Origin of the sequence: Chitinophaga hostae, assembly GCF_018224885.1 — a bacterium.
GTDB classification, from domain to species: domain Bacteria; phylum Bacteroidota; class Bacteroidia; order Chitinophagales; family Chitinophagaceae; genus Chitinophaga; species Chitinophaga hostae.
Genome location: NZ_JAGTXB010000028.1, coordinates 26,254 through 48,137, shown reverse-complemented (window position 1 = coordinate 48,137; position 21,884 = coordinate 26,254). Strand labels below are relative to the sequence as shown.

Below are 21,884 nucleotides of genomic sequence, written 5' to 3'. Positions count from 1 at the left end.
GTTTAACGCATACCTATCAATTCATATGACCCTGGCTATCTTCAGTTGCTTATTATGTTGCAGCAAATTTTATGTAACAAGGTTACAGGAATTATTAAAAAATGATTTTGAATTATTCATTCATCCGGATAGCAGCATTCGGACCATGAAGGTAAATCCGTTATCATTATCCTGTATCATATTTGATTTGCTGGTGGAAAACGCCCCGTCCAGGCTCGATCAGATCCTCCTGTATAATAATCGCTACCCGGATCTCCCTGTACTGGTGATCATCGACAAGGACAATATTGAACTGGCCAGGCTTTGTGGCGCACATGGAATAAAAAATGTAATTGGCAGCTCAACATTAGACGAGATACCCCGGGAACTTGCCAGAATAATCAACGACAACCAGGTAAAAGCCAGTCTGCGGGAACTGAATGTAGAGCTGTCCGCCTGCTCCTTTGCCTTGACAGAAATCCTCCTGTACATTGAATCATACTATCAGAAAATAATGACCGTGCAGGAAATAGCCCAGCGGTTTAACTATAGCGAATTTAACCTGATTAAAGACTTCAAGAAATCAGGACTCATATCGCCGAAAAAAATGCTCTTGTGTCTTAAGATAATACATGCCATCAAGCTGATGGATAAAACCAGTTATAAAATGAAGGAGATAGCAACACTTTCGGGGTTCAGCAATGAAAAAAGATTCAATGAATGCTTCAATCGCGTTTTAGGTTGTTCGCCCAAAGTTTATCATCTGAATATGCACGCTACAAATGTGAATCATGGTTAACATTCGTATTATTTCCGGGTTCTTCCCGTTTCTGCGTCCTTACTGGAAAGGAGAGATAGTGCTTATATTGCTTATGCTGCTTAGTAATCTAAGCATGCTCGCCTCACCCTATCTGCTGAAAATCATCATAGATGTTGCCTTACCCCAACATAGCTACGAAATGCTGGCAAAGATACTGATCACACTGGTGGGCATATACGTATTGAGAATAGGCAGTTCTTTCCTGGCTGACTATTACTACGCAAACATCAGTAACAAAGTTGTCAGCGACATTCGACTAAAAGTATTCTCACATCTGCTACATATGCCTTTATCCTATTTCACCTCAAACAAAACAGGTGATATTATTCAAAAAATGGATGATGAAGTAGAGCACATTGAAACCGCGCTCACAAAAACAATCGTCAGGATCATCAATAATGGTATTACGCTGGGGGGTATTATAACAATGCTATGTATACTGGACACCAGGTTATTTCTTGTATCGGCAGTGATTTTTCCTTTGATTATCCTAAACGTCAAATACTTCTCGCCCAAAATAAAACTGTATTTCAAATGGATAAGCGCCAAACAGGCTGATCTGCAAGGATACTTCATAGAACGGTTTGAAAACATCAGGTTGATAAGAGCGAGCAATACTTACCGGTTTGAGCAGGAAAACATGAAAAAAATCTCCCGGGAGCTACGTTTACTGAATGTTAAACAGGCCATCAAATCATCCCTGAACAACAATATAGCCGTATTTATGATGGCTCTTGGACCCATTATAGTATGGAGTTATGGAGGCAGAAATGTGCTGGCAGGCGGCATGACACTCGGATCACTGGTTGCCTTCCTGCAATATCTCAATCGCATATACAGCCCTTCAACCGAAATATTAAATCTATACACCGATCTGCTGCGTGCAACGGTATCCATGCAGCAAATACGGGAAATACTTGAAACCCCTGTTGAAAATATATATGAAGGCAGAAAGAAACTGCCAGATCCCATAACAGATATTACTACCAGGGAATTGTCCTTTGCTTATGGAAACACACCTGTATTAAACCGGGTCAGTCTTCATTTGAAACAAGGACAGATCTATGCACTCGTTGGAAAAAGCGGTGATGGCAAAAGCACGCTGGTGAACCTTCTCTGCAAATTTATCCCTGTAACAGGGTCGATATATATAAATAATACCCCGCTTGAAGATATAGGAACTTACGACTGGATGAACAAGGTCGCAGTTGTTTCCCAGGGCGCTGCTTTGCTGAAGGGAAAGATCTCTGAGAATATTTCTTACGGAAACCCCGGGGCCACCTGTGAAGATATTGAAGCCGCAGCGGGCATGACAGGGATCTACCAGCAGTTGAAAAACGGCGGACAGGATCTGGACACAGCTACCGATAGCCTGTCTGGCGGACAAATGCAAAGGGTAGCCATTGCAAGGGCGCTATTAAGAGAAGCAGCCTTTATTATACTGGATGAAGCAACCGCTGCGCTTGACACCGCAAGTGAACTTGCTATCATAAACCTGCTGCAGACGCAATACCGTAATAGCATTATACTGGTAGTAACCCATCGTCTCAGCATGGCAAGACAATGTGATGAAATTATCTGCCTGGAAAATGGCAGCATTGCTGAAACCGGTACCCATGAAGCGCTATGGCAAGGAAACGGCGCTTACCGGCAGCTATTCTTCCTGCAAGATAAATATGAAGACAGTCAAATACCATTTCATAAATAACTAAATACTGAATTATGCAACACGTCACGGCGTCCATGCCCTCACAGCTCAAAATCAGCTTCTATACTGTATTGATACCCATCAAAGAAGAAGAGGAATATCTCATTTATAATACGCTGAATGGAGGTCTGATGGTGATTCCCACCGCAGCAGGGGATCTATTGCAACTTTCACAAAATGCCGGCACTCCTGTTGATGTAACCGACCCTGGTATCTCCGTTATGGTGCCTGATCTGTATGAAAAGGGGTTTCTTATAGACGACAGTATCCAGGAAAGGGAAGAGCTGCACAGGAAATACAAGGAACAAAGGGCTTCTATGAAAACAGCAAAAGAAGCCGCTATTCGTTTGACCATTGGTACTACCATGGTATGTAATATGGGTTGTCCCTATTGCTTTGAATTTGTCAAACCGAATAAATCGCTGAAAAACGAAAACCACATCCAGTCCATCATATCATACCTGGAAGATATGATTCAACAATCCCAGGTAGATAAATGGAAAGGTCTTCACATCACCTGGTATGGCGGCGAGCCCCTTATCAACAGAGAGGCAATTATCAAGCTGACACCACGTCTGAAAGAACTGTGCGCGGCCAATAATATGCCTTATGGCGCTAATATTATTACCAATGGCATCTATCTTACCAAAGAGAACTGGTTTCTCCTGAAAGAACATGATGTTAACAGTGTGCAGGTTACCATAGATGGCGCACAGGAAGTACATGATAGTTATCGCCCGTTGAAGGGGAAAGAAGGCAAAAAAAATTATGTACAGATCCTGGAAAATCTGTCCATGATGCCTGCCGGCATGCAGGCTAACATCCGGATTAACCTGGATAAAAAAGTAGCCGCTTCGGTACCCCGGTTATTCGCCGACCTGGAAAAGTATGGCATCTGGCCCCAACGGTATAAACAGGTGAGTGTAGAAGTAGCCTGGTTACGCACCTACGAAGAAGCGGGTGAAGACGATACCAGCAGCCGCCTGGATGCCCATGAATACTTCGATGCATTGCTTGAATTCAGAAAATTACAGCTTTCTATTTTCAATACCTGGGCTGCCGGCAACAATATTAAAAGCGGCCGGCTGAAGTGGCTGTTGCCTGAACTACAGGAGGAGTGTGGCACCTGGGTATCTCCATACGGCATAGTACTCGACCCTGAGGGATACATCCATAAATGCTGGGAAACTATTCATGATGAGAAAAGAAGCATTAATCATATTTCCGAAGGATATAAACTGCCCGACTTTACTGATTATTTAAACTACGACAGGTTTGAGGTGCATGAAAGTTGTTACAATTGTCAGTACTTACCTGTTTGTGATCAACTTTCCTGTTCGGTACAGGCTATTAACAAAAAACCGCCCTGCACCCACTGGAAAACGCAAACCATACCAGCATTAAAAAGCCAGTACCTGTTAATGAAAGAAAACCCGGAAATGATTGCCCTCCCATTCCACCAGGAGAAAGAAAATACAGGGCATTCCAATAAATAGACGGGCAGTATTTTTCAACGTATGTAAACCACGGTCAGCTATGATGCTATTCAACGAACCATTCACCAATAACTTCAGCCATGTTTACTTAAACAGGAGAATTGACCCGGCACAGGCTGAAAACGAAAAAAAGATTGCGCTCGACAAGCTAAACAACGCCTCCTATCTATTGCAGGAGTATTGTACTGCTATTGTAGATCAGCTGTGGCGGGGAAATGAGATCACAGCAGAAGTGCTGCAACAGATAAAGGGCGTAAATAGCATCTGGCTGCAGCATATTCAAAAAGACAATTCATTTTTGACCTATGACTGCGCAGCCTATGTTGTCCGGGAACTTCAGGCATATAATTACAGTCTAAGGGAAATTGCAGGCACAGATGAAAAATTACAGCAACTTGAGAAGGCCTTTGCTGCGCTGTCTTATAAGACGAAAGCATTCTTTCAAGTCAGCCTGTTTCTCCCATTCGATCAGCTAAGCAGCAGTTTCGATACAATAAAAGAACTGTTTGAACAACAGGCTGACCTGTTTTATTACGTAGACACCATCGAAATATCCAGGCAGGATTTTTTTGCTGACCGGCAGCAGGAAAACGATGGGCTTCATTTTCCGCTGATCAAGATATTACTCGATGCAGAGATCGTACTTTCCAGGCATCACCCGGTATTGCGGGAAGTGGTTACGTTGATGGACCAGGTTACGAAAGATATGCCGGTATACCAGATAGATGACTCGTACATGTTCCTGGCCGGAAAAAACCTGGCAGTTTCACAGGGATTCAAGAACTACAAGCGCTTCCTGAAACTGGTTAATACGTTGGATAATATTTATGACAACGAGTCTAACTACGCCTATCTAAAGTAATTGAAACTGCATGAAAAAAATAGCTATTATAGATAGTGGCATTTCAATGACGCATGCTATTTTCAACAACAAGCGTATTTCAGGTGTCACTATAAAAGAGCAGAATGGCAGCATTTCCTACGAAAGCGATTACAATGATGATGATGGGCATGGTACTGCCATTGCAGGCATCATATGCAGCTGGCAGTCTGACGTAGAACTGGTTATCGTTAAGTTATCGTCTGACTCGGCTATTAGCGAACAGCTATTATGTGAGGGTATCCGTTGGTGCCTGACAGCAACATCCGCAGAAATTATCAATATCAGTATGGGAATTGTGGCGCGGGTACCATCCACCACCTTATATGATCTCTGTCTCTCTGCTTACCTGAAAGGTATCCTGATAGTTGCCGCAGCATTCCATGATCCTGCTGTATCTTGCTATCCTGCTTACTTTCCGTTTGTTACAGGGGTATATACCGCTGTTAATGGAAGATGCCGGGAGTACAAATACCTGGGGACAGGCGCTATTAACGTACTTGCATATGGCTTACCGCAATCCGTACATTGGACCAACGGGACCACACAAACGGTAAGCGGAACAAGCTATGCCGCTGCTTTTTTCACAGCAGCATTAGCTGAAATGAAGGAAATCAGCGAAAGAGAGAACAGCAGTCTTCTTTCTAAAATCCTTTCCTACAGTACTTCTACACTGATTCCTATCAAACCTTTTCCTGCTGTTGAGGAAAAGGATATAGTGCATTATCTGCAAAGCCCGCTCATCAGGTACAGGCACAGCGTAGCAGATTCGCTGGGGATAACAGGAACCACCGCTCCTTTCCTTGCCGGCGGACCTGCAGATACCAGGCTGCTGACTGCCGCTAACCTGGTTGCAACACTACCCGAAATAGACACGTTGATCGTATTACCTCATGCAGCTGATGTACCGGACAATATACTTGTCAATGAATATAAGGCGATAAAAGAAGCAGCCATTAAAGGGAAAAATATAGCTGTTTCCCATGACGAACTATTACCCTATGTTACTGCATTGACATCGATAGTACCTCACTATCCAAAATTATTGCTGCATCCCGGCAATACGCCTGTAACGCCCTATCTGGGCCATGAAACCGGTTTACCGCGAAACCAAACGCCCGTACTGGCTTCATACGGCGCCACGGCAGACTGGCAATACCTGTTTTTCAAGCGTATATTGAAGGGGGTGTTGGAAGAAAATGGCTACAGCAGCTTTTATATTACCGAAAGCCTTCTCAGCAATCATCTTCCGGGGGAAATATGTTTCTCCCGCCATTTAAATGCAGGCCAGGATCAGGTGGCGCTAAACAATTTATACCGGCATGTACAAGCGCAGTTTACACCGGATCTGATCGTGTATATGGTTGCCAGTTCTTCTGTATATGAATACTCCCATAAGGCTATTGCGCACCTGGCAGATGCCCGGCCGGACGGCGTAATACTTCACCTTACCGGTAAAGAGCCTCAGGAATGGATTGCAGCCACTTTCAGGCAATTAACAAGCACTTTTCGGGAAACTTTTTTTCTATGCCTGTTGGCTGACGATATATGCCAGGAATCATATACCCGCATACAACAACTGTTTCGAAATACAGCAACAAATGGCTGCTGCTTATTGATGCTTTCGGACCCAGTGCCATTACTCGATGCAATCCGACATTTTTTCTCATAAAAAAAACACTATGGATATTAATCTTATTTCAGCACGTTATCCTCATGTACAGGCCATACAGGGAAGAACACCACCGCTGGCAGAATTTAATGAAGCGTTTGGATTCAGCGGACAGCCCGTAATATTCAAAGACAACTTTGACAGCTGGGGACCAGCCGCAAAATTATGGACAGAAGACTATTTAAGAAAACACTATGGTCATGTTTCGGAAAATGCTGATCGCCGGATGGGAAAGATAAAAGAGAAACAGGCGTTTCTGCTAAGCGATTATTTTGATTATATAAAAGAAGAAAAAAGTACCTCCTCCCCTCCTTTTTACTTCAAAACGCAGTTTCATATCCAGGCGGCACTCAGCCAGCATTACAAAACGCCCGACTGCTTTCATTGCTGGTATCGCCTGATGCCGGCGGAAAAAAGACGATATGCTTTGTCGTGGATTTACATTGGCGCCGCCAATACCGGCTCCGACCTGCACCTGGATCTCTGGAACACCAGTGCCTGGAATGCTGTTATTTCAGGGAAAAAACTCTGGTTCTTCTTCCCTCCGGGGCAGGAATCCAGCCTTTATCAGGGTGATGTAAATGTATTCAGCCCTGATTATGAAACATTCCCTGATTATGAAAATGCGAGCCCTTTGATCTGCATCCAGGAACCAGGTGATGTAGTATACACGCCCAGCGGATGGTGGCATGCCGTATTAAACGTAGAAGCCGGCATTTCCCTGACGGAGAATTTCATCAATGAAACGAATTACCAACAAGTCTACAAATACTTCAGACAAACGAATAACCTACGTGCCCTTGAATCATTTGAACAGATCGTTGCAGAAGGACTAAAGCATCAATAACCTATAAAACAACAAGCAATGTTAGTAAAAACAGAAACAATTGCAGGAAAGAACATTTACATCATAGATAATATGCTGCCCCAGGAGGAAGTACTGGACTTTTACAATATCACCTGTGATCTTCCTTTTTCAAGGAAGGAAAAAGACAGCCATGCAGATGAATATCCCATCTTCAGCATTGATTTCAACATCGAAAAGTTTGAAACCGAATTACTGATCGGGAAAACAGCCAGGGATTTGCTTAACCAGTTTATTGCTATCGAAGAAATGAGTCTGTACAGGGCCTACATCAATATGTGTCACTACGGGGATATGGCTTACCCGCACCGGGATTGCAGTGTCAACAAAAATGATATCACGGTACTGTATTACGTCAATAAAGAATGGGATTACAGCTGGGGAGGCGAGACTTTATTCTACGAAAACAAAGAAACAAAACTTGGTATACTCCCCAGGCCCGGTCGTTTTGTAATTTTTCCGGGGGCCATAGAACACAATGGTTCCATACCAAGCCGGATCTGCAAATCATCACGTTTTACGATGGCGATAAAATACCAGGTTCGTTAATGTTTACAAGCAAGAAAGAGGAATATAAATCAATAAATAGGAATTGTCATATAGATAGTCGCTGTTTATTTTTGTAATGATAACTGATAAAGAAAACCCGCTGCCATGTCAAAAAGAAAAATACCGGTATTCATTGTAGAAGAACACCATGAAGCCTTTTATGTTTGGCACTATAGTGTTATAAACGGATGGATGCCTGAATCGGCCAATACCCTCTATCATTTTGATGAACACTCTGATATGGGGAGCTTACAATCCAATACCAGCATTCATCAGTTAGGCAAAGACCTTGATGCTATCCATCAATTTATGCAAGACGAGCTTTCCATTGCATCATTTATCATACCGGCTGCTTACCAGGGTTTGTTCAACAAAATATACTGGATTAAGCAACAACACAGAACTCAAAAAAGCAACACGCATCACCAGATGTTTGTCAGGAGCTATAACAATGATGGGAAGAAAATTATTTACGGCCCTGTTGCTGACCTGATAAATCTGAATGACAAATTCGCTTCCGAAAACATGCACAAGGAATTTTTGTATGCTTTATGCGAAGAAAAGCACCTGGCAGGCCAGGCCACCAATGTTACGCTGGATATAGACCTGGATTACTTTTCCTGTTCCGGAGATCCTAATGCCCAGGAAGAAATATATATAGAGATCACCAGGGAGGAATATGAATCTTTTGTAAATGATAAATATCACCGGTTACGTTACCTGGGTCCCAGAATTGATGTGTGCACGCTGAACGATAGTTATTTCTACGTATTTAATAATTATACCGACACCTATCCCAGCATTCTTAAAGTGTCTGAAACTACTATTGACCACCGGATCGACAACTTCATCAACACCCTTACCCAAAACAATATTACCCCTGATATCATTACGATATGCCGCTCCGCCTTTAGTGGTTATACAGCAAGTGACCAATGGGAGTATATCGAAAAAAAGCTGCTTAACGGACTTGGTGAAGTATTGCAGCTGGAAGAAGCATGCCATATCAGCAATATACTTCCGGCTGCCGTGATCCGGTAATTCTTTTTTCATCTATAAACAGTACCAACATGCAAGAAAAAAAAGATGCGCTCAAAGCGCAAAAAGTAAGGGATCTGATTAAGCCCCGTAACACAGAAGACATTTATGCAACTGCCAATGTTGTTGAATCTCTTTGCCGTACAAAATGCAGGAGAAATGAAGCTGATCAGCGCAATGCTGAAGAAGAAGAAGTGGATTCACTGCTTTTCTAATTGAAAATATGGCCTCCGGTTTCTATGCGGAGGCTATATTCCTTCCCGCCAGATGTAAATCTTTACATAAGCCTATCAGCCCCTTTTTAGGAAAGGCATTGATATATAATAATAAAATACACTATATCGAAGCGGATCCTGCATACAGCAAAGCGCTCCATTTACCATTCATGTAAAGTTTTTTCGCTTTTCTGAGTTTTTTCATTCGATTGCAAAACCATTTTTATACATTTGGAACCAGCAATCAACAAACCACGGGATGAATTACAATAACTCAAGAAGGACTTTCCTGAAGCAGGCGGCGCTGGCCTCCCTGGCCACTGCTACTCCAGGCCTGCTGATGGCGGCAGCGAAGCCATATACCCGCAAGATCGGGCCTAACGAAAAAGTAAACCTCGCCTTTATTGGTATAGGCAACAGAGGGGGAGAAATTGCCCAGGCGCTCTACAAGACAGGATTGGCAAACATTGTAGCACTCTGCGATGTAGACATGGGCGCCCCGCATACCCTGGAGGTAATGAAAATGTTCCCTGAGGTACCGCGTTTCCAGGATTTTCGCCAGATGTTCGACAAAATGGGCAACCAGATTGACGCTGTATCTATCGGAGTGCCTGACTTCTCCCATTTCCCGATCACGATGATGGCTATAGGCCTGGGCAAACATGTATATGTAGAAAAGCCCATGGCACGCACATTCAACGAGGTGGAACTGATGATGAAGGCTGCCGCGAAGCATCCGAAAGTGGTGACCCAAATGGGCAACCAGGGGCATTCTGAAGCTAATTACTTCCAGTTTAAAGCCTGGACAGAAGCCGGTATCATTAAAGATGTAACCGCCATTACCGCGCATATGAACTCTCCGCGGCGTTGGCATGGCTGGAACCCCAATATAAGCTCGTTCCCGGCTGCAGAACAAACACCTGCTACCCTCGACTGGAATATCTGGCAGATGGCAACACAGGGGCATTCTTATAACAAAGATTTCGTAAACGGCCAATGGCGCTGCTGGTTCGACTTCGGTATGGGTGCACTGGGTGACTGGGGCGCACATCTCATCGATACCGCCCACCAGTTCCTCCAACTTGGCTTACCATATGAAGTTAATCCTGTCAAACTAACGGGGCACAATAACTTCTTCTACCCGATGTCGTCCACACTGGCATTCAAATTCCCCAGAAGAGGAAATATGCCCGCACTGGATATCACCTGGTACGATGGCGTAGATAACCTGCCGCCCATTCCTGCAGGATACGGTGTATCGGGACTGGATCCTAATATTCCGCCTCCAAGCAATGGTCCTATCGCACCTTCTAAACTGAATCCTGGTAAGATTATCTACAGTAAGGACCTTACATTTAAAGGAGGCTCGCATGGCAGTACCCTCTCCATTATTCCGGAGGCAAAAGCAAAAGAAATGGCGGGTAAACTACCAGTAGTACCGGAAAGTCCGTCTAACCACTTTAAGAACTTCCTGCTGGCTTGTAAGGGCCAGGAGCAAACAAGATCTCCATTCGCCATAGCAGGTCCGCTCAGCCAGGTGTTCTGTCTTGGTGTGCTGGCGCAGTGGACAGGAGAAAAATTACAGTTTGACCGGGAAAAGAAGATCATTACTAATAATAAACATGCCAATGAATTACTGATAGGTCCTCCCCCACGGAAGGGCTGGGAGCAATATTATAAAGTTTGATGCAAGGGGACTACGGTCCCCTTTTTTTGCTTTTTAGGTAGCACAAACTTCACTTATTCCCGGAGAACTTCCTGGTAAAGTCCCAATACCCCAACATGGTAAACACAAAAAAGTACCCAAGACTGTACCATTCATGTTGCGGCAATGGCCCCCATTTTGATTCATGAAAAAAAGGAGGCCTCGAAATTGACAAATAGTGATAAGCATACGGGAAATATTTAACTTCCTCTGCACCACCTTGAAAAAGGGCGACCATCACGATTGAACAAAAGACAGCAAACCCGATGGGAATGATCATATTTTTAAATCTTATACTTAACCAAATATGAATGGCTATAATACTCAGAGAAGAAATAACAGAATGAAAACAATTCAAGAACAACAACTCCAGATCAGGCGTATGTGTGATAAGTTGCAGCTGAGGCCTGATGGCACCAAGTAAATATCCGAGGATTATCCAAAAAGGAACAAACAAAATATAATAACAAACCACGAACACAACCACAGCCAATAGCTTGTTTACATATACTTGTCCCTTTTTAATGGGCAAAGTAAATACATGTTTCCAGGTGTTATTTTTATATTCAATATTAAAGTACAAACAAACCAGCAGCACGATAAAAAACACGGAGTAAAAAAAAGCCATCCCTTTCCATGACATTTCTGAAAAAAGCGGCCAGGGATTATCATGAATCTCCTTTACAAGCTGCTTCCATTTATTCAGCGCAACGAAAGCAACAAATGCCGGCATTAAAGATGCTCCCAACAAAATCAGCCATTTGGCAAAGGAATTTTTGATCTTTATGATCTCCACTAAAAATGAGGGCCAGAATCCAGTCATTAGTTACTTGTTAATTTCATAAATACATCTTCCAGATCATGATGTACTACCTTAACCTCATATATATTCAAACCGGCCAGCATGATCTTTTTGCATAATTCACCGACTTCCATTTTATCCCGGTAGGGCACAATCAACCTGTCGGCTTTTAAGGAGATCACCGGTTGATCATTTTTCAGCAATAAAAAACACTCCTGGTTATTACTGGTATCAACAACTACAACAGATTGTTGTCGTTGTACAGCTTCCAGCTCCACAGCGCTACCCTGGAACACCAGTTCTCCCTTTCGCAATATGCCGATATGGGTAACAAGCTTTTCAAGTTCAGACAACAGGTGGCTCGAAAGGAATATAGTTGTTCCATATTCTTTGTTTAGGTGGATCAATAATTCCCTGATCTCAATAATTCCGGTAGGATCGAGGCCATTCACTGGCTCATCGAGCACCAACAGCTCTGGTTCCGGAAGCAATGCAATTGCAAGACCGAGCCGCTGCTTCATTCCAAGAGAATAGGTATCAACCCGTTTGTCGGCGGCATCAGTAAGACCTACCATTTTAAGCACGGTATGGAGCTTATTTTTGGGAAGTCCCCTTACCATGCAGTTAATACGGATATTATCCCTCCCTGTCAGGTTCTCATATAAGGAGGGCTGCTCTACCAAACAACCCAGCCTTGACAAAATATCAATCCTGTTACCAGCCAAATGCTTCCCAAATAGGGTGATCTGCCCTGTTTCATGTGGCAACAATCCAAGCAAGAGCCTGATCAGAGTAGTTTTCCCGGCACCATTAGGCCCCATAAAGCCGTAAATAGCCGAAGCTTCAACTTGCAGGTTGATCTTATCAAACACGGGGACCTTCTTATCATAGCCAAAACTTAAATCATTAGTCTCTATAATAAATCTTCCCATCAATATTCTAATTTCAATCAAAGAAATGCAAAACTCAATTTCCAGGAAATAATTGTGTCCAACTCAGCCAAATTTGTGACGAACTTACTTTTTACAGGGCCAAATTTCTATCGGGACCATGTTGTTTTTTTAACGGCGTAATTCCATAGTTGAGTATTATTAATATTGGCCACATAGCGAAAAACAATCTGGAAGAACGTGCCATAAAAATTCCATTTATGAATTTCATCTCTGAGGAAGACTAAATTTCAATTAACTGGCTGGACGTTACGCGCGTTTCGAATTTGCATAACGATAAACGAAGTACCAGGTAATAAGTATCTGAAATAATATGACTGATGGCAAAAGAAATGGATACCGCATAAAAGGCGTCAGCGAATCACCATGTGCTAACATGATCGGCAGATCAATTACATTGAACACAATGATTACCCAAAGCAACGCTTTACTACCCTTAAAATACCACCAGCAAAATATACCATACGCAAATTCAATAATGAAATTCAGAATAGGGTAATCGATAATTCCAAATCCCCAAACCGGCGTGGCAGAGAAAGGCGATAGCTGAATATCCTTATCATGGAAGATCAGATCAATGATAACATGCGACAAAACACCAATAGCAAAAGCCACAGCGAGTTTCCTATTGTGATAGCCCCAGTTGATCATACAAAATGAAAGCAGTGCCGCAACAACTCCTGAAAAAATTGAATGGGAATAAGGCAGAAAGTCGAGATGAATGCTGCCATTGGAAACGGAAAAATGTTCCCAACCAAGATAATTGAAAAGCACCCATAATATTTCCACCAATTGCACAGATATCAATAGTGGAAGCAACGGCAGTGTTGATTCCTTTTTTCTTAACAACAAAGCGGTTGCAGCATGATTAATTGCGTACATAAAATAAGTTTGATTTACTTCATGCAAAGATCTCACGGTTACTTCACATAGGCTTGTACGATTTGGCTATTCTTCAATAAAAACGAAGGAGCCAGCCCGAACATCCGTTTGAACGTCCGGTTGAAGTGTGGGGCGTCGGCAAAACCAGCTTCGAGGGCGGCATCTGTGATAGCCCTGGCGTTAATGATGTATTGCAGCGCCGTTAAAAGCCTGACCCATAGGATATATTTCCTGATCGGAATACCTACCTGCGTCGTAAATAAGTGAATAAGCCGACTGGGAGAAAGATAGACGATGGTCGATAAATCCTTAATCTTTAAGGGCATATGTCCGGGCTGTTGAAGCACTTCCAGGACCTTGGCGATCCTGTCATCCATATCCTCATTCCCCTCCGTATTTGAAAGTTTCCTGAGAAATTGGAGGGTCATGTTAAAAATACTGTCGACGTTTGTGTTATCTGACAGCAACGGCTTTATTTCTTCCAATAACTCTTCTACGATTGCTTCCGGTAACGCCGCCAGTTTTTTGTCAGACAGATAAGTCTTCTTAAGGCCCGTTCCTATTTTAGATTCCGGATCAATATTGATTAGTAGAAATGTATTGTTGTGAGTTCTGCATTCATGTGGTTCATCGGAGTCGATGATAACCGCCTTCTGTTTAATAACTGAACCCGATGAGATGATCTCTATTTTATCCTCAAAAGTGATGGCAATCTGTAAAGCATGATGCTCGTGAACAACGGTATCGACAGCACGACCTATATATACAAAGTAACCGGTCGAAAAAAATAATAGTGGTTGTTCCATGCCGTATAAGTTTGTGTTTGAAGGATACCGTAATAAAGGTACATGAATCAGGGAGATTAGGCAAATAGCTATTGAACCAGAGGGAGCTGCGTAAATCGTAGGATTTAAGCGACTTTAATTTCCTTTGATAAATCCCCTTGGGACTATTTCAGATTATCCGTGGCCGTTACTAAACTATCTTTCAGACTAGGCGCCTTAAAATCTGTAAGCACAGTCATCCAATATGTTCTCCTGTATGAAAAGTCATTGTTACTTACACCACCTTGATCTTTTTACTTTTAGTCTCCCAAGCCTGGCTAAAATTTATTTTAACTTTGCAACGCAAATCCGAAGCACTACTATGGGAAAGATACTGATCGGAAAAGTGATCATAAACAAATAGCATCGGGAAGCCAGGGTCGATCTTCCTTAATAGTATAGTCAAAACGCGTAAATTATTATGAGGCCTCTACATAAATGGTGTAGTGGCTTTATAATCATTCAATAGAATACCCAAATGCTGCATATAAGGATAGGTAAGCACACATTCTTTTCTCAGAGGTACCCAATAATAATCGGGATGCTTTCAGTTCCATGGTTCAGATCTAAACAGTACAAAGTACATGTCAAAAACACCAATACTACTGTATATGTTACACGCAACTATTTTCTGCATAATTATTACTGCATCATCTCCGAAAATCATTATCCCGACTATAAAAAAACCTGATACTCCATAATAATAGTTAGCATACCTTCCTATTAAAAAGACAAAAAAAAAATTTGAGGATTAATTATTTTTTAATAGCTTCGGCTATCACCGATCGTCAAAAAGCTAACAGCATTATTTGAATGATTCAACGTAAGTATTTAATCATAGCATTTTTGTATGACATTTTAAACCTCATATAACCAAAACCCACAGCCCTTTTCATTATAAATACCCGCGTATTGATGCCAGTGTTTTGCATTGTTGCAATTACCTGAATTTATTTTCCTGACTGAACCGGCATGCATAGCGTGTTTCTGGCGAAGCCATGCTGCTGCCTTTCCCGTTCCCTGATTTCTCACCGTGCATGAGTATACTAATTGTACTATCCATAAATGTTGTCTTATGAAAAATGGTGTCCCCTATTTCTTTCATAGTAACTATTGCAGAGATGGCCCCTGCTGCGTCTTTGAAATCCCTGTCTGTGGCTGGATTACGTAGGAATATCTTTCGGCCTTTCCTTTTACAATATTAATACAGGATATGGAAAATTTAAATGAATGCAACACTTGTAATTGCCATGCCAGGCATTCCGATGAGCAGCAATCATCGGGGACGATGTCATCGAAAACAGCCAGGAGTGTACCTTCGGTCATATTGAGCATCCTGATTGCTTTTTTTCCAAAATGTCCTATGTGCTGGGCTGTTTATATGAGTATGTTCGGTAGCCTGGGATTGGCGAAGCTACCTTATATGAAATGGCTGCTGCCTGTAATGATGATCTTCCTGGCGATACATCTTTTCTTTTTGTATAAACGGATAAGAGTGGCAGGATACCTGCCTTTCATTATCAGCACGCTGGGTGCGGTTTTTATCATGAGCAGCCGCGCATTCTTCCCTGGCACGCAATGGTCGCTGGTTGCGGGCGTTGGCATGATCCTGACAGGATCTTTACTGAATAATTTCCCCCATGTATCCTTGAAACTTATTCATAAGAAACATAAAATTGCTTAACTATGACAAGAAATGGCACAGGCGTTCGCCGCTCTATAATTGAAATTCAGAATGACTATGATGCAGGCATCAATAATGATCTGGAAAAACTGATGACAGCATGGGCTTATATTAAAGCATTACCACCTACTGATCCTAACTCCTATTTTATGATAGGTGGGTATCACGGAGAACCATTTGCCGGAGAAGGCGCTACAAACCCGGAATGGTGGGGGGGCTACTGTAATCACCAGAATGTGCTTTTCCCCACCTGGCATAGGGTATATGTATACATGCTGGAAAAAGCCCTGCAGACCGCTCCTGGTTGTGAAGATGTGATGCAACCCTATTGGGACGAGACAGATTCCTATTCAACTACATATGGCATACCGCGTGCACTTACCGCTCCGAAGTTTACATTCAAGGGAGAGTTCCCACAGTGTTTGCGTGATAAGGGAATTGTACCTGATGATAATAATGCCATCGACAATCCGCTGGCCTCATTTATTCTCCCTACAAAAATAACTGACCAGGTAAACAATGACGACTCAGTTTATAGCAAACCACAAGGTTACCAAACAGTAAGATACCCACTGTCTGGCCTTGTGGGCACGCCGCAGGCCCAGGCCAATACTTACGCGTATAATGCCAATTTCTTTGATCCTAACGCCAATATTGCCTTGCTGAATGCGAATGTATTACAATGGCTTAATAATGTGACTTACTATATACCCGGATGTGGCGCAGGAGACGGCGGGACACCACGACCGGCAGGTATAGCAAAGGCATTCAGTGATTGTCTTGACGCGCCTATTTATACGATATTTTCCAATACGCAATCTGCTGCTTATTATGGTAAAGGGTACACTGCACTGGAGCATCCGCACAACGATATTCATTTGGCAGTTGGTGGTTTTAATCTTCCTAAGGGCATAAATAACGGAGGCTATGATTTATCTCAGCTACCGGATGCAAATGGTGATATGGGTGAGAATGATACGGCAGGACTGGATCCTATCTTCTTTTTTCACCACTGTAATATAGATCGTGTGTTTTGGTTATGGCAGCAAAAGCAGGGTTTTACAGAACGTTTTGACATCATCGAAGACTCCGCAGATCCGGGTACCTCAAATGGTTTCAATGGCGGCAACGGACAAGGCCCTGCCAACGGGCAAACGGAGAATGAAACACTGACTATGACAACTGCGCTGAAACCGTTTATAAAAACAGGTACTACCTATTTCACATCAGAAGATTGCATAAATATTGAATCACAGCTGAATTACACCTATAGCGATGGCTCATTGTCGCAAAACGATGTGGTTGCAGCTGCAAGAGCTGCCAGGGCTGTTGATTCAAAGCGAAGCGATCTGCATCTCTATATATCAGGGCTTAGCAGAGGAGGTATTAAAGGCTCATTTATTGTTGGTGTATATGCCACCAAAGGGGATGATAAAAGATATCTTGTCGGTTATCAGTCTGTGCTGAGCCGCTGGGATGTTGGTGGTTGTGCTAATTGCCAGGCACACCTGGGAATATCCGGAGTCGTTAGTCTGAACCAGTACACGGAGGAAGAGGTCAGCGGAATGAAATTTCACCTGGAAATTTTTGGCCGTGAGAAACAGAATACAGAACGCTTTAAACAGTTCAGGACATTGGTTGCAGCGGATACGCCTCCTTATAAATTGGAGGTAAGATAATATTCCTGTTGATGAAAATAAAGAGGGTGTCTGCTATGTTTGCAAAAGCACAGGAGATGCCCTCTTTTTTATGGAGCACCAAATTATTAGTAGTGCGCTGATGGGTATCCCTGCGATCCCCGTTATCATCATAAAAATTGCTGGATATATAGCATTAAACGCTCGATTAAAAACAAAAAACCTGCGACCATTGTGCAGGTTTTAAAAGTTGCTTGTGATCCCGCTGGGACTATATCAAAGGCTTAATTGCCGCCGCTTCTAAAGGATTTACAAGCTACTGTAGACGATTTTGTAGACTCGCGAAATAGCTTACTTTGTGGGAGTTTGAAAGAACTTGTAAACAGTACAAAGGTACGAAAAGCCGTGCTAAATCTGATCAATTTAGAGTAAAATAAACATTCAACTAGAAAATAATACTATATATATGCTTTTAACAGGGATCGGATTTCACTTAACCATGCGATCTAATAAATTCAGCGGTCAAAAAGATTATTAATTTCATCATCAGGATTCTCTATTCTTTCGCTTCTAAAAGTTCTTGAACGATCATAATCATCATCATCTCTTCCCCATTCCTCGACAAGCTTGTCTATTATTCGATACGCATCAAATTCTATACTCTCCCATAAATGATCTCTGTACTCCGACAAAGAACATGCTTCCAAAAATTCACTAAATGTATCGTTTATTTCATCCTCAACTATACCTGTATTATACTCAAAATAGCCAGAATCTCTTGACACCAAATCTTTATGTCGGCCAAAATCAATATCATCTATCCATACTTGAAACTTAAGATTAGCCTCACTTGCAAGTATTTCCATAAATTCTTTCTCTCCCTCGAACATGTCTTTTGTAATCCCATATTTCTCAAATACTTTCAAACATGCTGCTACTTCATCAACATCCCCCGCGATTTGAATGCCTAAGGCTAAAAATTGACGCCATTCAGAATTAATTAGTTTTTCAATTGTGGGGAATCCAACTACAAAATTCAGCACTGTTGAAAACATTGTAAAATCTATATCAGTGTTTGAAGTATCTACCTCTGCGATAAGATCAAACATCTCCTTTTCACTACAATATTTTTGGAACTGTGTGGCAAAAACAAATAGAATTGTAAGCTGCTTGCTTCCCTTGGAACCCCCAAGTAGCAACATTTGTTGAGATCTTTCCCGAAATACTTTGTAATAATCTTCACAACGATCATCCGGAATATTAAAATAATCCCCTCCTCTCTTAAAATATCCTGTTATCTGCTCAAAAAATCTTGCCGAAAAGAAAATTCTGTCCATTTCGTCAGGCCGATTCTTAATATAATTGAGTAGAAAATCGGCGATAGACGGATTAAATAAATTAACAGTGCGAATATTTTCCCCAGGATGCCATATCATTATTATAAAGCCTCCAGACAATTTCTTCAACCCTCCCTCAAAAGCATCAACCTTTCGTTTGTGTCCGTTCCTCAGAATCTCATAGTCATACCGGCTATTGAAGGCATCTCGCAATTCCACTTCCGTAAACTTACTACCGGCAAAACTAAAGATTGTACAAAGCATAAATTGGTCCACTTCATCTAACTGCTCCCTGTAAGCATACTCCCATATCTCGCTCGGATTATCCAAACTTCGTTGAATGAAGGACTTTGCCTCTTCCGCTGTTTTATTCTTAAACTGGCTTTCCGTTGTTATAAACTCAATAAGACGTGGAAAAAAATTCTGATGACCAATAATCTGATGATAAAATCTCTCTGTGAAGAAAACGTCGTGATAATTGGTAGATAAAGCGTGATAAATGTGATTATAAAGGATATGTGCTTTACTTACTTTCGAATAATTTCTAATCCTCACTTCATACTTAAGAGACTCCTCTGTTCCAATCTTCTTAAACTTCTCATAATGTCGGATTGCCTGATTAAGAATAGTTGTCCTGGTTGTCATTATCAAAAGCTTATTGGGACTATGCTGAATTCGCTCAATGAAATTAACAATCTTAGTTTGTGTATTTCTTGGATTGAGTACCTCATAAATGTTAGCACCCAAAAAGTCATCAAAGAATACCACTTGTTTTTTTTCAGGATCTGGAGATAATAAATTTTCGGCATCTTCAAGTTTATTATCAGCAACGATTAATTCAAATCCTTTCGCTAAATTATCATAAATGAGCTGATGTGCTATTGTCGTCTTACCAACGCCTGGTTCGCCAGTAATAATCAAAACCCGATTTTCTACTAATGTCTTGAGTGCAAGAGAAAAGTCTTCTGTAGGTACAAATAGCCTAGATCTCCGAATTATTTTTGCTTCCACATACTCAGATCGTCCTTTTACTCCATTATGCAATATTCGTTGAAGTATGTTTGTGCTAGTAAGCCACAACTTATAGTGTTTTTCTTCAATAGAACTGTTGTTCGCGATCATTTCCTGGATCCTAGACATCCCAAAGACGTCCTGAGAATTCTTTAGTAAAGGATGAAACATCTTGACTATCTCATCTGTCTGCCCGGTATTTAAATCAAATGAAGTAAACAAAATATATCTGTTAGGCTTGGGGGAAAGCTTCTCTAATTTATCCCTCTCTGCCCTCAAAGCGGTCCTAAGGTCGGAGAATGTTGATTTTATGTAATGCTTTGCCTGTACTATTATTTCATTCTCATGATTACCAGCATATCGTAAATCAACACCTTTATCTTTACCACTACGAAAATTCTGGAGCTTTATTTTTAATTCGGATTCTAGCAAATCCTTTGCAAGGATCTCAAATTCTTTGTCGTTAATTGTATCAAGTCTATATTTCATGCTTTATGGTTATACTTTTGGTGTGTACCAACTGCAAAACAGAATTTATTTTCTTGCATTAGGGATATCTATAGCAATATATTGAAAATCAACGGCAAAATCCATTGTTTTCATTCAATACGAAACATATTAAATTTAAAATAAAAGTTAAACCATAATGGTTTAAAGCAAACTCACAATAGGAAATCTTTAATAAGCCGTTGCTCGATCCCTGTAAACCTACAAAACTCATGGACTGTCACAAGTTCTCCTTTGTTCTTTCTATAAACCGTTCGTATCTGTTGCAGGATCTTCCTAGCTGTACGCTCACTCCTACCAGTGATATTCATCACATCTTTTGCATAGATCACTATGCGGTTAGGTATTATTTTCTGCGAAAATGGCATAATCGGAATGGAAATTTTTATGGGTTAAAATACCGGCTTAGGTTTGGGGTGGTTACCGCAAAAGTACAGCATCCTGCGCAGATGTGAGCCTAACGGGCTTGGCTAAGCAAACAGCCCATTCTATCATTCAATTGTTTCTATATGGCAAGACAAAGTGGAATCATCCCCCTGAAAGGAACAATCGGCAATATCACCTTTTACAAAACGAAAGCCGGACACCTGGCACGTGAGAAAGGCGGCGTAGATGCCAGCCGGATCGCAACAGATCCGGCGTTTATCCGGACCCGTGAAAACGGTGCGGAATTCGGTCGTGCCGGCAAAGCCGGTAAGCTGTTACGTACAGCCTTCCGGGCGCTGCTCCTGAACATCGGGGATAGCTATATATCATCCCGCCTGACCCGTGAAATGGTGAAGGTGATCCAGGCAGATGCAACCAATGTACGCGGCCAACGCAACGTCATTGATGGTGAGGCGGAGCTACTCAAAGGTTTTGAGTTCAACAGTAACGCCCGATTGGGCGGTACGTTGTACGCCCCGTTCTCCACGGCCATTGATCGCGCTGCCGGTACCCTGATCGTCGATATTCCGCCGTTCGTTCCTGTCAACATGGTGGCCGCTCCTGCAGGTGCTACCCATTTCAAAGTTTTGGCAGCTGGTGCGGAAATCGACTTCGAGGCGGAAACGTTCATCAATGGCAGTGCGGCCAGCGCTGAATTGCCCATCGATGCCACCGCAACTGCCGTCATGGCTTTGACAGTAAACGTGACAGACAACACTACTAAGCCGTTGTTCCTGGCTTTGGGTGTTGAGTTTTACCAGCAAGTTAACGGGGCGTTGTATAGCCTTAAAAACGGCGCTTATAACGCGCTGGCACTGGTTGATATCTCCGGTATACCGGCAGCACCAAACCCATAATAACCGGCCTGTATGGGCCGGCTTTTCTTCACCTCTAAAA

General features: G+C 42.2%; 18 protein-coding genes. 13 read left to right on the top strand and 5 right to left on the bottom strand.

The features are described 5' to 3' along the window. Positions 1-25: 25 nt before the first annotated feature. From KE626_RS32495 to KE626_RS32450, 10 genes are all read left to right on the top strand, one after another. A complete protein-coding gene (locus tag KE626_RS32495; protein ID WP_211977257.1) occupies positions 26-778 on the top strand; it encodes a helix-turn-helix transcriptional regulator in 753 nt (250 codons plus the stop codon). Continuing rightward, positions 771-2,507 carry an ABC transporter ATP-binding protein gene (locus KE626_RS32490; RefSeq protein WP_211977256.1) on the top strand — a complete coding sequence of 579 codons (1,737 nt, stop codon included), beginning with the start codon at positions 771-773 and terminating at the stop codon, positions 2,505-2,507. Before KE626_RS32495 ends, KE626_RS32490 begins: the two co-directional genes overlap by 8 nt. Positions 2,508-2,521: 14 nt before the next feature. Then, complete coding sequence (locus tag KE626_RS32485; RefSeq protein ID WP_211977255.1) at positions 2,522-4,003, top strand: FlmE/OhkG family radical SAM/SPASM peptide maturase; 1,482 nt, start codon at positions 2,522-2,524, stop codon at positions 4,001-4,003. A 40-nt stretch (positions 4,004-4,043) separates the two neighbouring features. Then, positions 4,044-4,865 (top strand): hypothetical protein, encoded by an 822-nt coding sequence (locus KE626_RS32480; RefSeq protein WP_211977254.1) that lies wholly within the window; start codon positions 4,044-4,046, stop codon positions 4,863-4,865. A 10-nt stretch (positions 4,866-4,875) separates the two neighbouring features. Beyond that, positions 4,876-6,555: a S8 family serine peptidase gene (locus KE626_RS32475; protein WP_211977253.1), complete on the top strand. Its 1,680-nt coding sequence runs from the start codon at positions 4,876-4,878 to the stop codon at positions 6,553-6,555. A gap of 10 nt (positions 6,556-6,565) precedes the next feature. Next, positions 6,566-7,402 carry a cupin-like domain-containing protein gene (locus tag KE626_RS32470; RefSeq protein WP_211977252.1) on the top strand — a complete coding sequence of 279 codons (837 nt, stop codon included), beginning with the start codon at positions 6,566-6,568 and terminating at the stop codon, positions 7,400-7,402. 18 nt (positions 7,403-7,420) lie between these two features. Next, positions 7,421-7,969: a FlmC family 2OG-Fe(II) oxygenase gene (gene flmC / locus KE626_RS32465; protein ID WP_211977251.1), complete on the top strand. Its 549-nt coding sequence runs from the start codon at positions 7,421-7,423 to the stop codon at positions 7,967-7,969. Between the two features lie 105 nt (positions 7,970-8,074). Continuing rightward, positions 8,075-9,010 (top strand): peptide arginase, FlmR/OhkR family, encoded by a 936-nt coding sequence (locus KE626_RS32460; protein ID WP_211977250.1) that lies wholly within the window; start codon positions 8,075-8,077, stop codon positions 9,008-9,010. Positions 9,011-9,039: 29 nt separating this feature from the next. Next, positions 9,040-9,222: a FlmA family RiPP peptide gene (gene flmA / locus KE626_RS32455; RefSeq protein ID WP_211977249.1), complete on the top strand. Its 183-nt coding sequence runs from the start codon at positions 9,040-9,042 to the stop codon at positions 9,220-9,222. Between the two features lie 259 nt (positions 9,223-9,481). Continuing rightward, the gene (locus tag KE626_RS32450) at positions 9,482-10,909 is read left to right on the top strand and encodes a Gfo/Idh/MocA family protein (protein ID WP_211977248.1); all 1,428 of its coding nucleotides are present in this window, start codon (positions 9,482-9,484) and stop codon (positions 10,907-10,909) included. A 49-nt stretch (positions 10,910-10,958) separates the two neighbouring features. Here the strand turns inward: KE626_RS32450 and KE626_RS32445 are convergent, their stop codons facing one another. From KE626_RS32445 to KE626_RS32430, 4 genes are all read right to left on the bottom strand, one after another. Then, positions 10,959-11,750, bottom strand: coding sequence for an ABC transporter permease (locus tag KE626_RS32445; protein WP_211977247.1), 792 nt, complete (start codon positions 11,748-11,750; stop codon positions 10,959-10,961). Continuing rightward, entirely contained in the window at positions 11,750-12,661 is a 912-nt protein-coding gene (locus KE626_RS32440; RefSeq protein ID WP_211977246.1) for an ATP-binding cassette domain-containing protein, read from the bottom strand. The genes KE626_RS32445 and KE626_RS32440 overlap by 1 nt, the downstream gene beginning before the upstream one ends. A gap of 267 nt (positions 12,662-12,928) precedes the next feature. Then, positions 12,929-13,561: a hypothetical protein gene (locus KE626_RS32435; RefSeq protein WP_211977245.1), complete on the bottom strand. Its 633-nt coding sequence runs from the start codon at positions 13,559-13,561 to the stop codon at positions 12,929-12,931. Between the two features lie 38 nt (positions 13,562-13,599). Further along, the gene (locus KE626_RS32430) at positions 13,600-14,367 is read right to left on the bottom strand and encodes a helix-turn-helix transcriptional regulator (RefSeq protein WP_211977244.1); all 768 of its coding nucleotides are present in this window, start codon (positions 14,365-14,367) and stop codon (positions 13,600-13,602) included. 1,306 nt (positions 14,368-15,673) lie between these two features. On the opposite strand from KE626_RS32430, the gene KE626_RS32425 reads away from it, so the two are divergent. Together KE626_RS32425 and KE626_RS32420 are read left to right on the top strand one after the other, a co-directional pair. Then, positions 15,674-16,069, top strand: coding sequence for a hypothetical protein (locus KE626_RS32425; RefSeq protein ID WP_211977243.1), 396 nt, complete (start codon positions 15,674-15,676; stop codon positions 16,067-16,069). 2 nt (positions 16,070-16,071) lie between these two features. Continuing rightward, positions 16,072-17,748: a tyrosinase family protein gene (locus KE626_RS32420; protein ID WP_211977242.1), complete on the top strand. Its 1,677-nt coding sequence runs from the start codon at positions 16,072-16,074 to the stop codon at positions 17,746-17,748. 473 nt (positions 17,749-18,221) lie between these two features. Here the strand turns inward: KE626_RS32420 and KE626_RS32415 are convergent, their stop codons facing one another. Beyond that, on the bottom strand, positions 18,222-20,543 hold the full coding sequence (locus tag KE626_RS32415) for an nSTAND3 domain-containing NTPase (RefSeq protein ID WP_211977241.1): 2,322 nt from the start codon (positions 20,541-20,543) through the stop codon (positions 18,222-18,224). Between the two features lie 527 nt (positions 20,544-21,070). Here KE626_RS32415 and KE626_RS32410 point away from each other — a divergent pair. Then, positions 21,071-21,844 (top strand): hypothetical protein, encoded by a 774-nt coding sequence (locus KE626_RS32410; RefSeq protein WP_211977240.1) that lies wholly within the window; start codon positions 21,071-21,073, stop codon positions 21,842-21,844. Positions 21,845-21,884: the final 40 nt, after the last annotated feature.

What these genes read in the sequence shown, in the direction of transcription:
- KE626_RS32495 (WP_211977257.1), top strand. Translation starts at nt 26, where the DNA reads ATGACCCTGGCTATCTTCAGTTGCTTATTATGTTGCAGCAAATTTTAT.
- KE626_RS32490 (WP_211977256.1), top strand. Translation starts at nt 771, where the DNA reads ATGGTTAACATTCGTATTATTTCCGGGTTCTTCCCGTTTCTGCGTCCT.
- KE626_RS32485 (WP_211977255.1), top strand. Translation starts at nt 2,522, where the DNA reads ATGCAACACGTCACGGCGTCCATGCCCTCACAGCTCAAAATCAGCTTC.
- KE626_RS32480 (WP_211977254.1), top strand. Translation starts at nt 4,044, where the DNA reads ATGATGCTATTCAACGAACCATTCACCAATAACTTCAGCCATGTTTAC.
- KE626_RS32475 (WP_211977253.1), top strand. Translation starts at nt 4,876, where the DNA reads ATGAAAAAAATAGCTATTATAGATAGTGGCATTTCAATGACGCATGCT.
- KE626_RS32470 (WP_211977252.1), top strand. Translation starts at nt 6,566, where the DNA reads ATGGATATTAATCTTATTTCAGCACGTTATCCTCATGTACAGGCCATA.
- flmC (WP_211977251.1), top strand. Translation starts at nt 7,421, where the DNA reads ATGTTAGTAAAAACAGAAACAATTGCAGGAAAGAACATTTACATCATA.
- KE626_RS32460 (WP_211977250.1), top strand. Translation starts at nt 8,075, where the DNA reads ATGTCAAAAAGAAAAATACCGGTATTCATTGTAGAAGAACACCATGAA.
- flmA (WP_211977249.1), top strand. Translation starts at nt 9,040, where the DNA reads ATGCAAGAAAAAAAAGATGCGCTCAAAGCGCAAAAAGTAAGGGATCTG.
- KE626_RS32450 (WP_211977248.1), top strand. Translation starts at nt 9,482, where the DNA reads ATGAATTACAATAACTCAAGAAGGACTTTCCTGAAGCAGGCGGCGCTG.
- KE626_RS32445 (WP_211977247.1), bottom strand. Translation starts at nt 11,750, where the DNA reads ATGACTGGATTCTGGCCCTCATTTTTAGTGGAGATCATAAAGATCAAA.
- KE626_RS32440 (WP_211977246.1), bottom strand. Translation starts at nt 12,661, where the DNA reads ATGGGAAGATTTATTATAGAGACTAATGATTTAAGTTTTGGCTATGAT.
- KE626_RS32435 (WP_211977245.1), bottom strand. Translation starts at nt 13,561, where the DNA reads ATGTACGCAATTAATCATGCTGCAACCGCTTTGTTGTTAAGAAAAAAG.
- KE626_RS32430 (WP_211977244.1), bottom strand. Translation starts at nt 14,367, where the DNA reads ATGGAACAACCACTATTATTTTTTTCGACCGGTTACTTTGTATATATA.
- KE626_RS32425 (WP_211977243.1), top strand. Translation starts at nt 15,674, where the DNA reads ATGTCATCGAAAACAGCCAGGAGTGTACCTTCGGTCATATTGAGCATC.
- KE626_RS32420 (WP_211977242.1), top strand. Translation starts at nt 16,072, where the DNA reads ATGACAAGAAATGGCACAGGCGTTCGCCGCTCTATAATTGAAATTCAG.
- KE626_RS32415 (WP_211977241.1), bottom strand. Translation starts at nt 20,543, where the DNA reads ATGAAATATAGACTTGATACAATTAACGACAAAGAATTTGAGATCCTT.
- KE626_RS32410 (WP_211977240.1), top strand. Translation starts at nt 21,071, where the DNA reads ATGGCAAGACAAAGTGGAATCATCCCCCTGAAAGGAACAATCGGCAAT.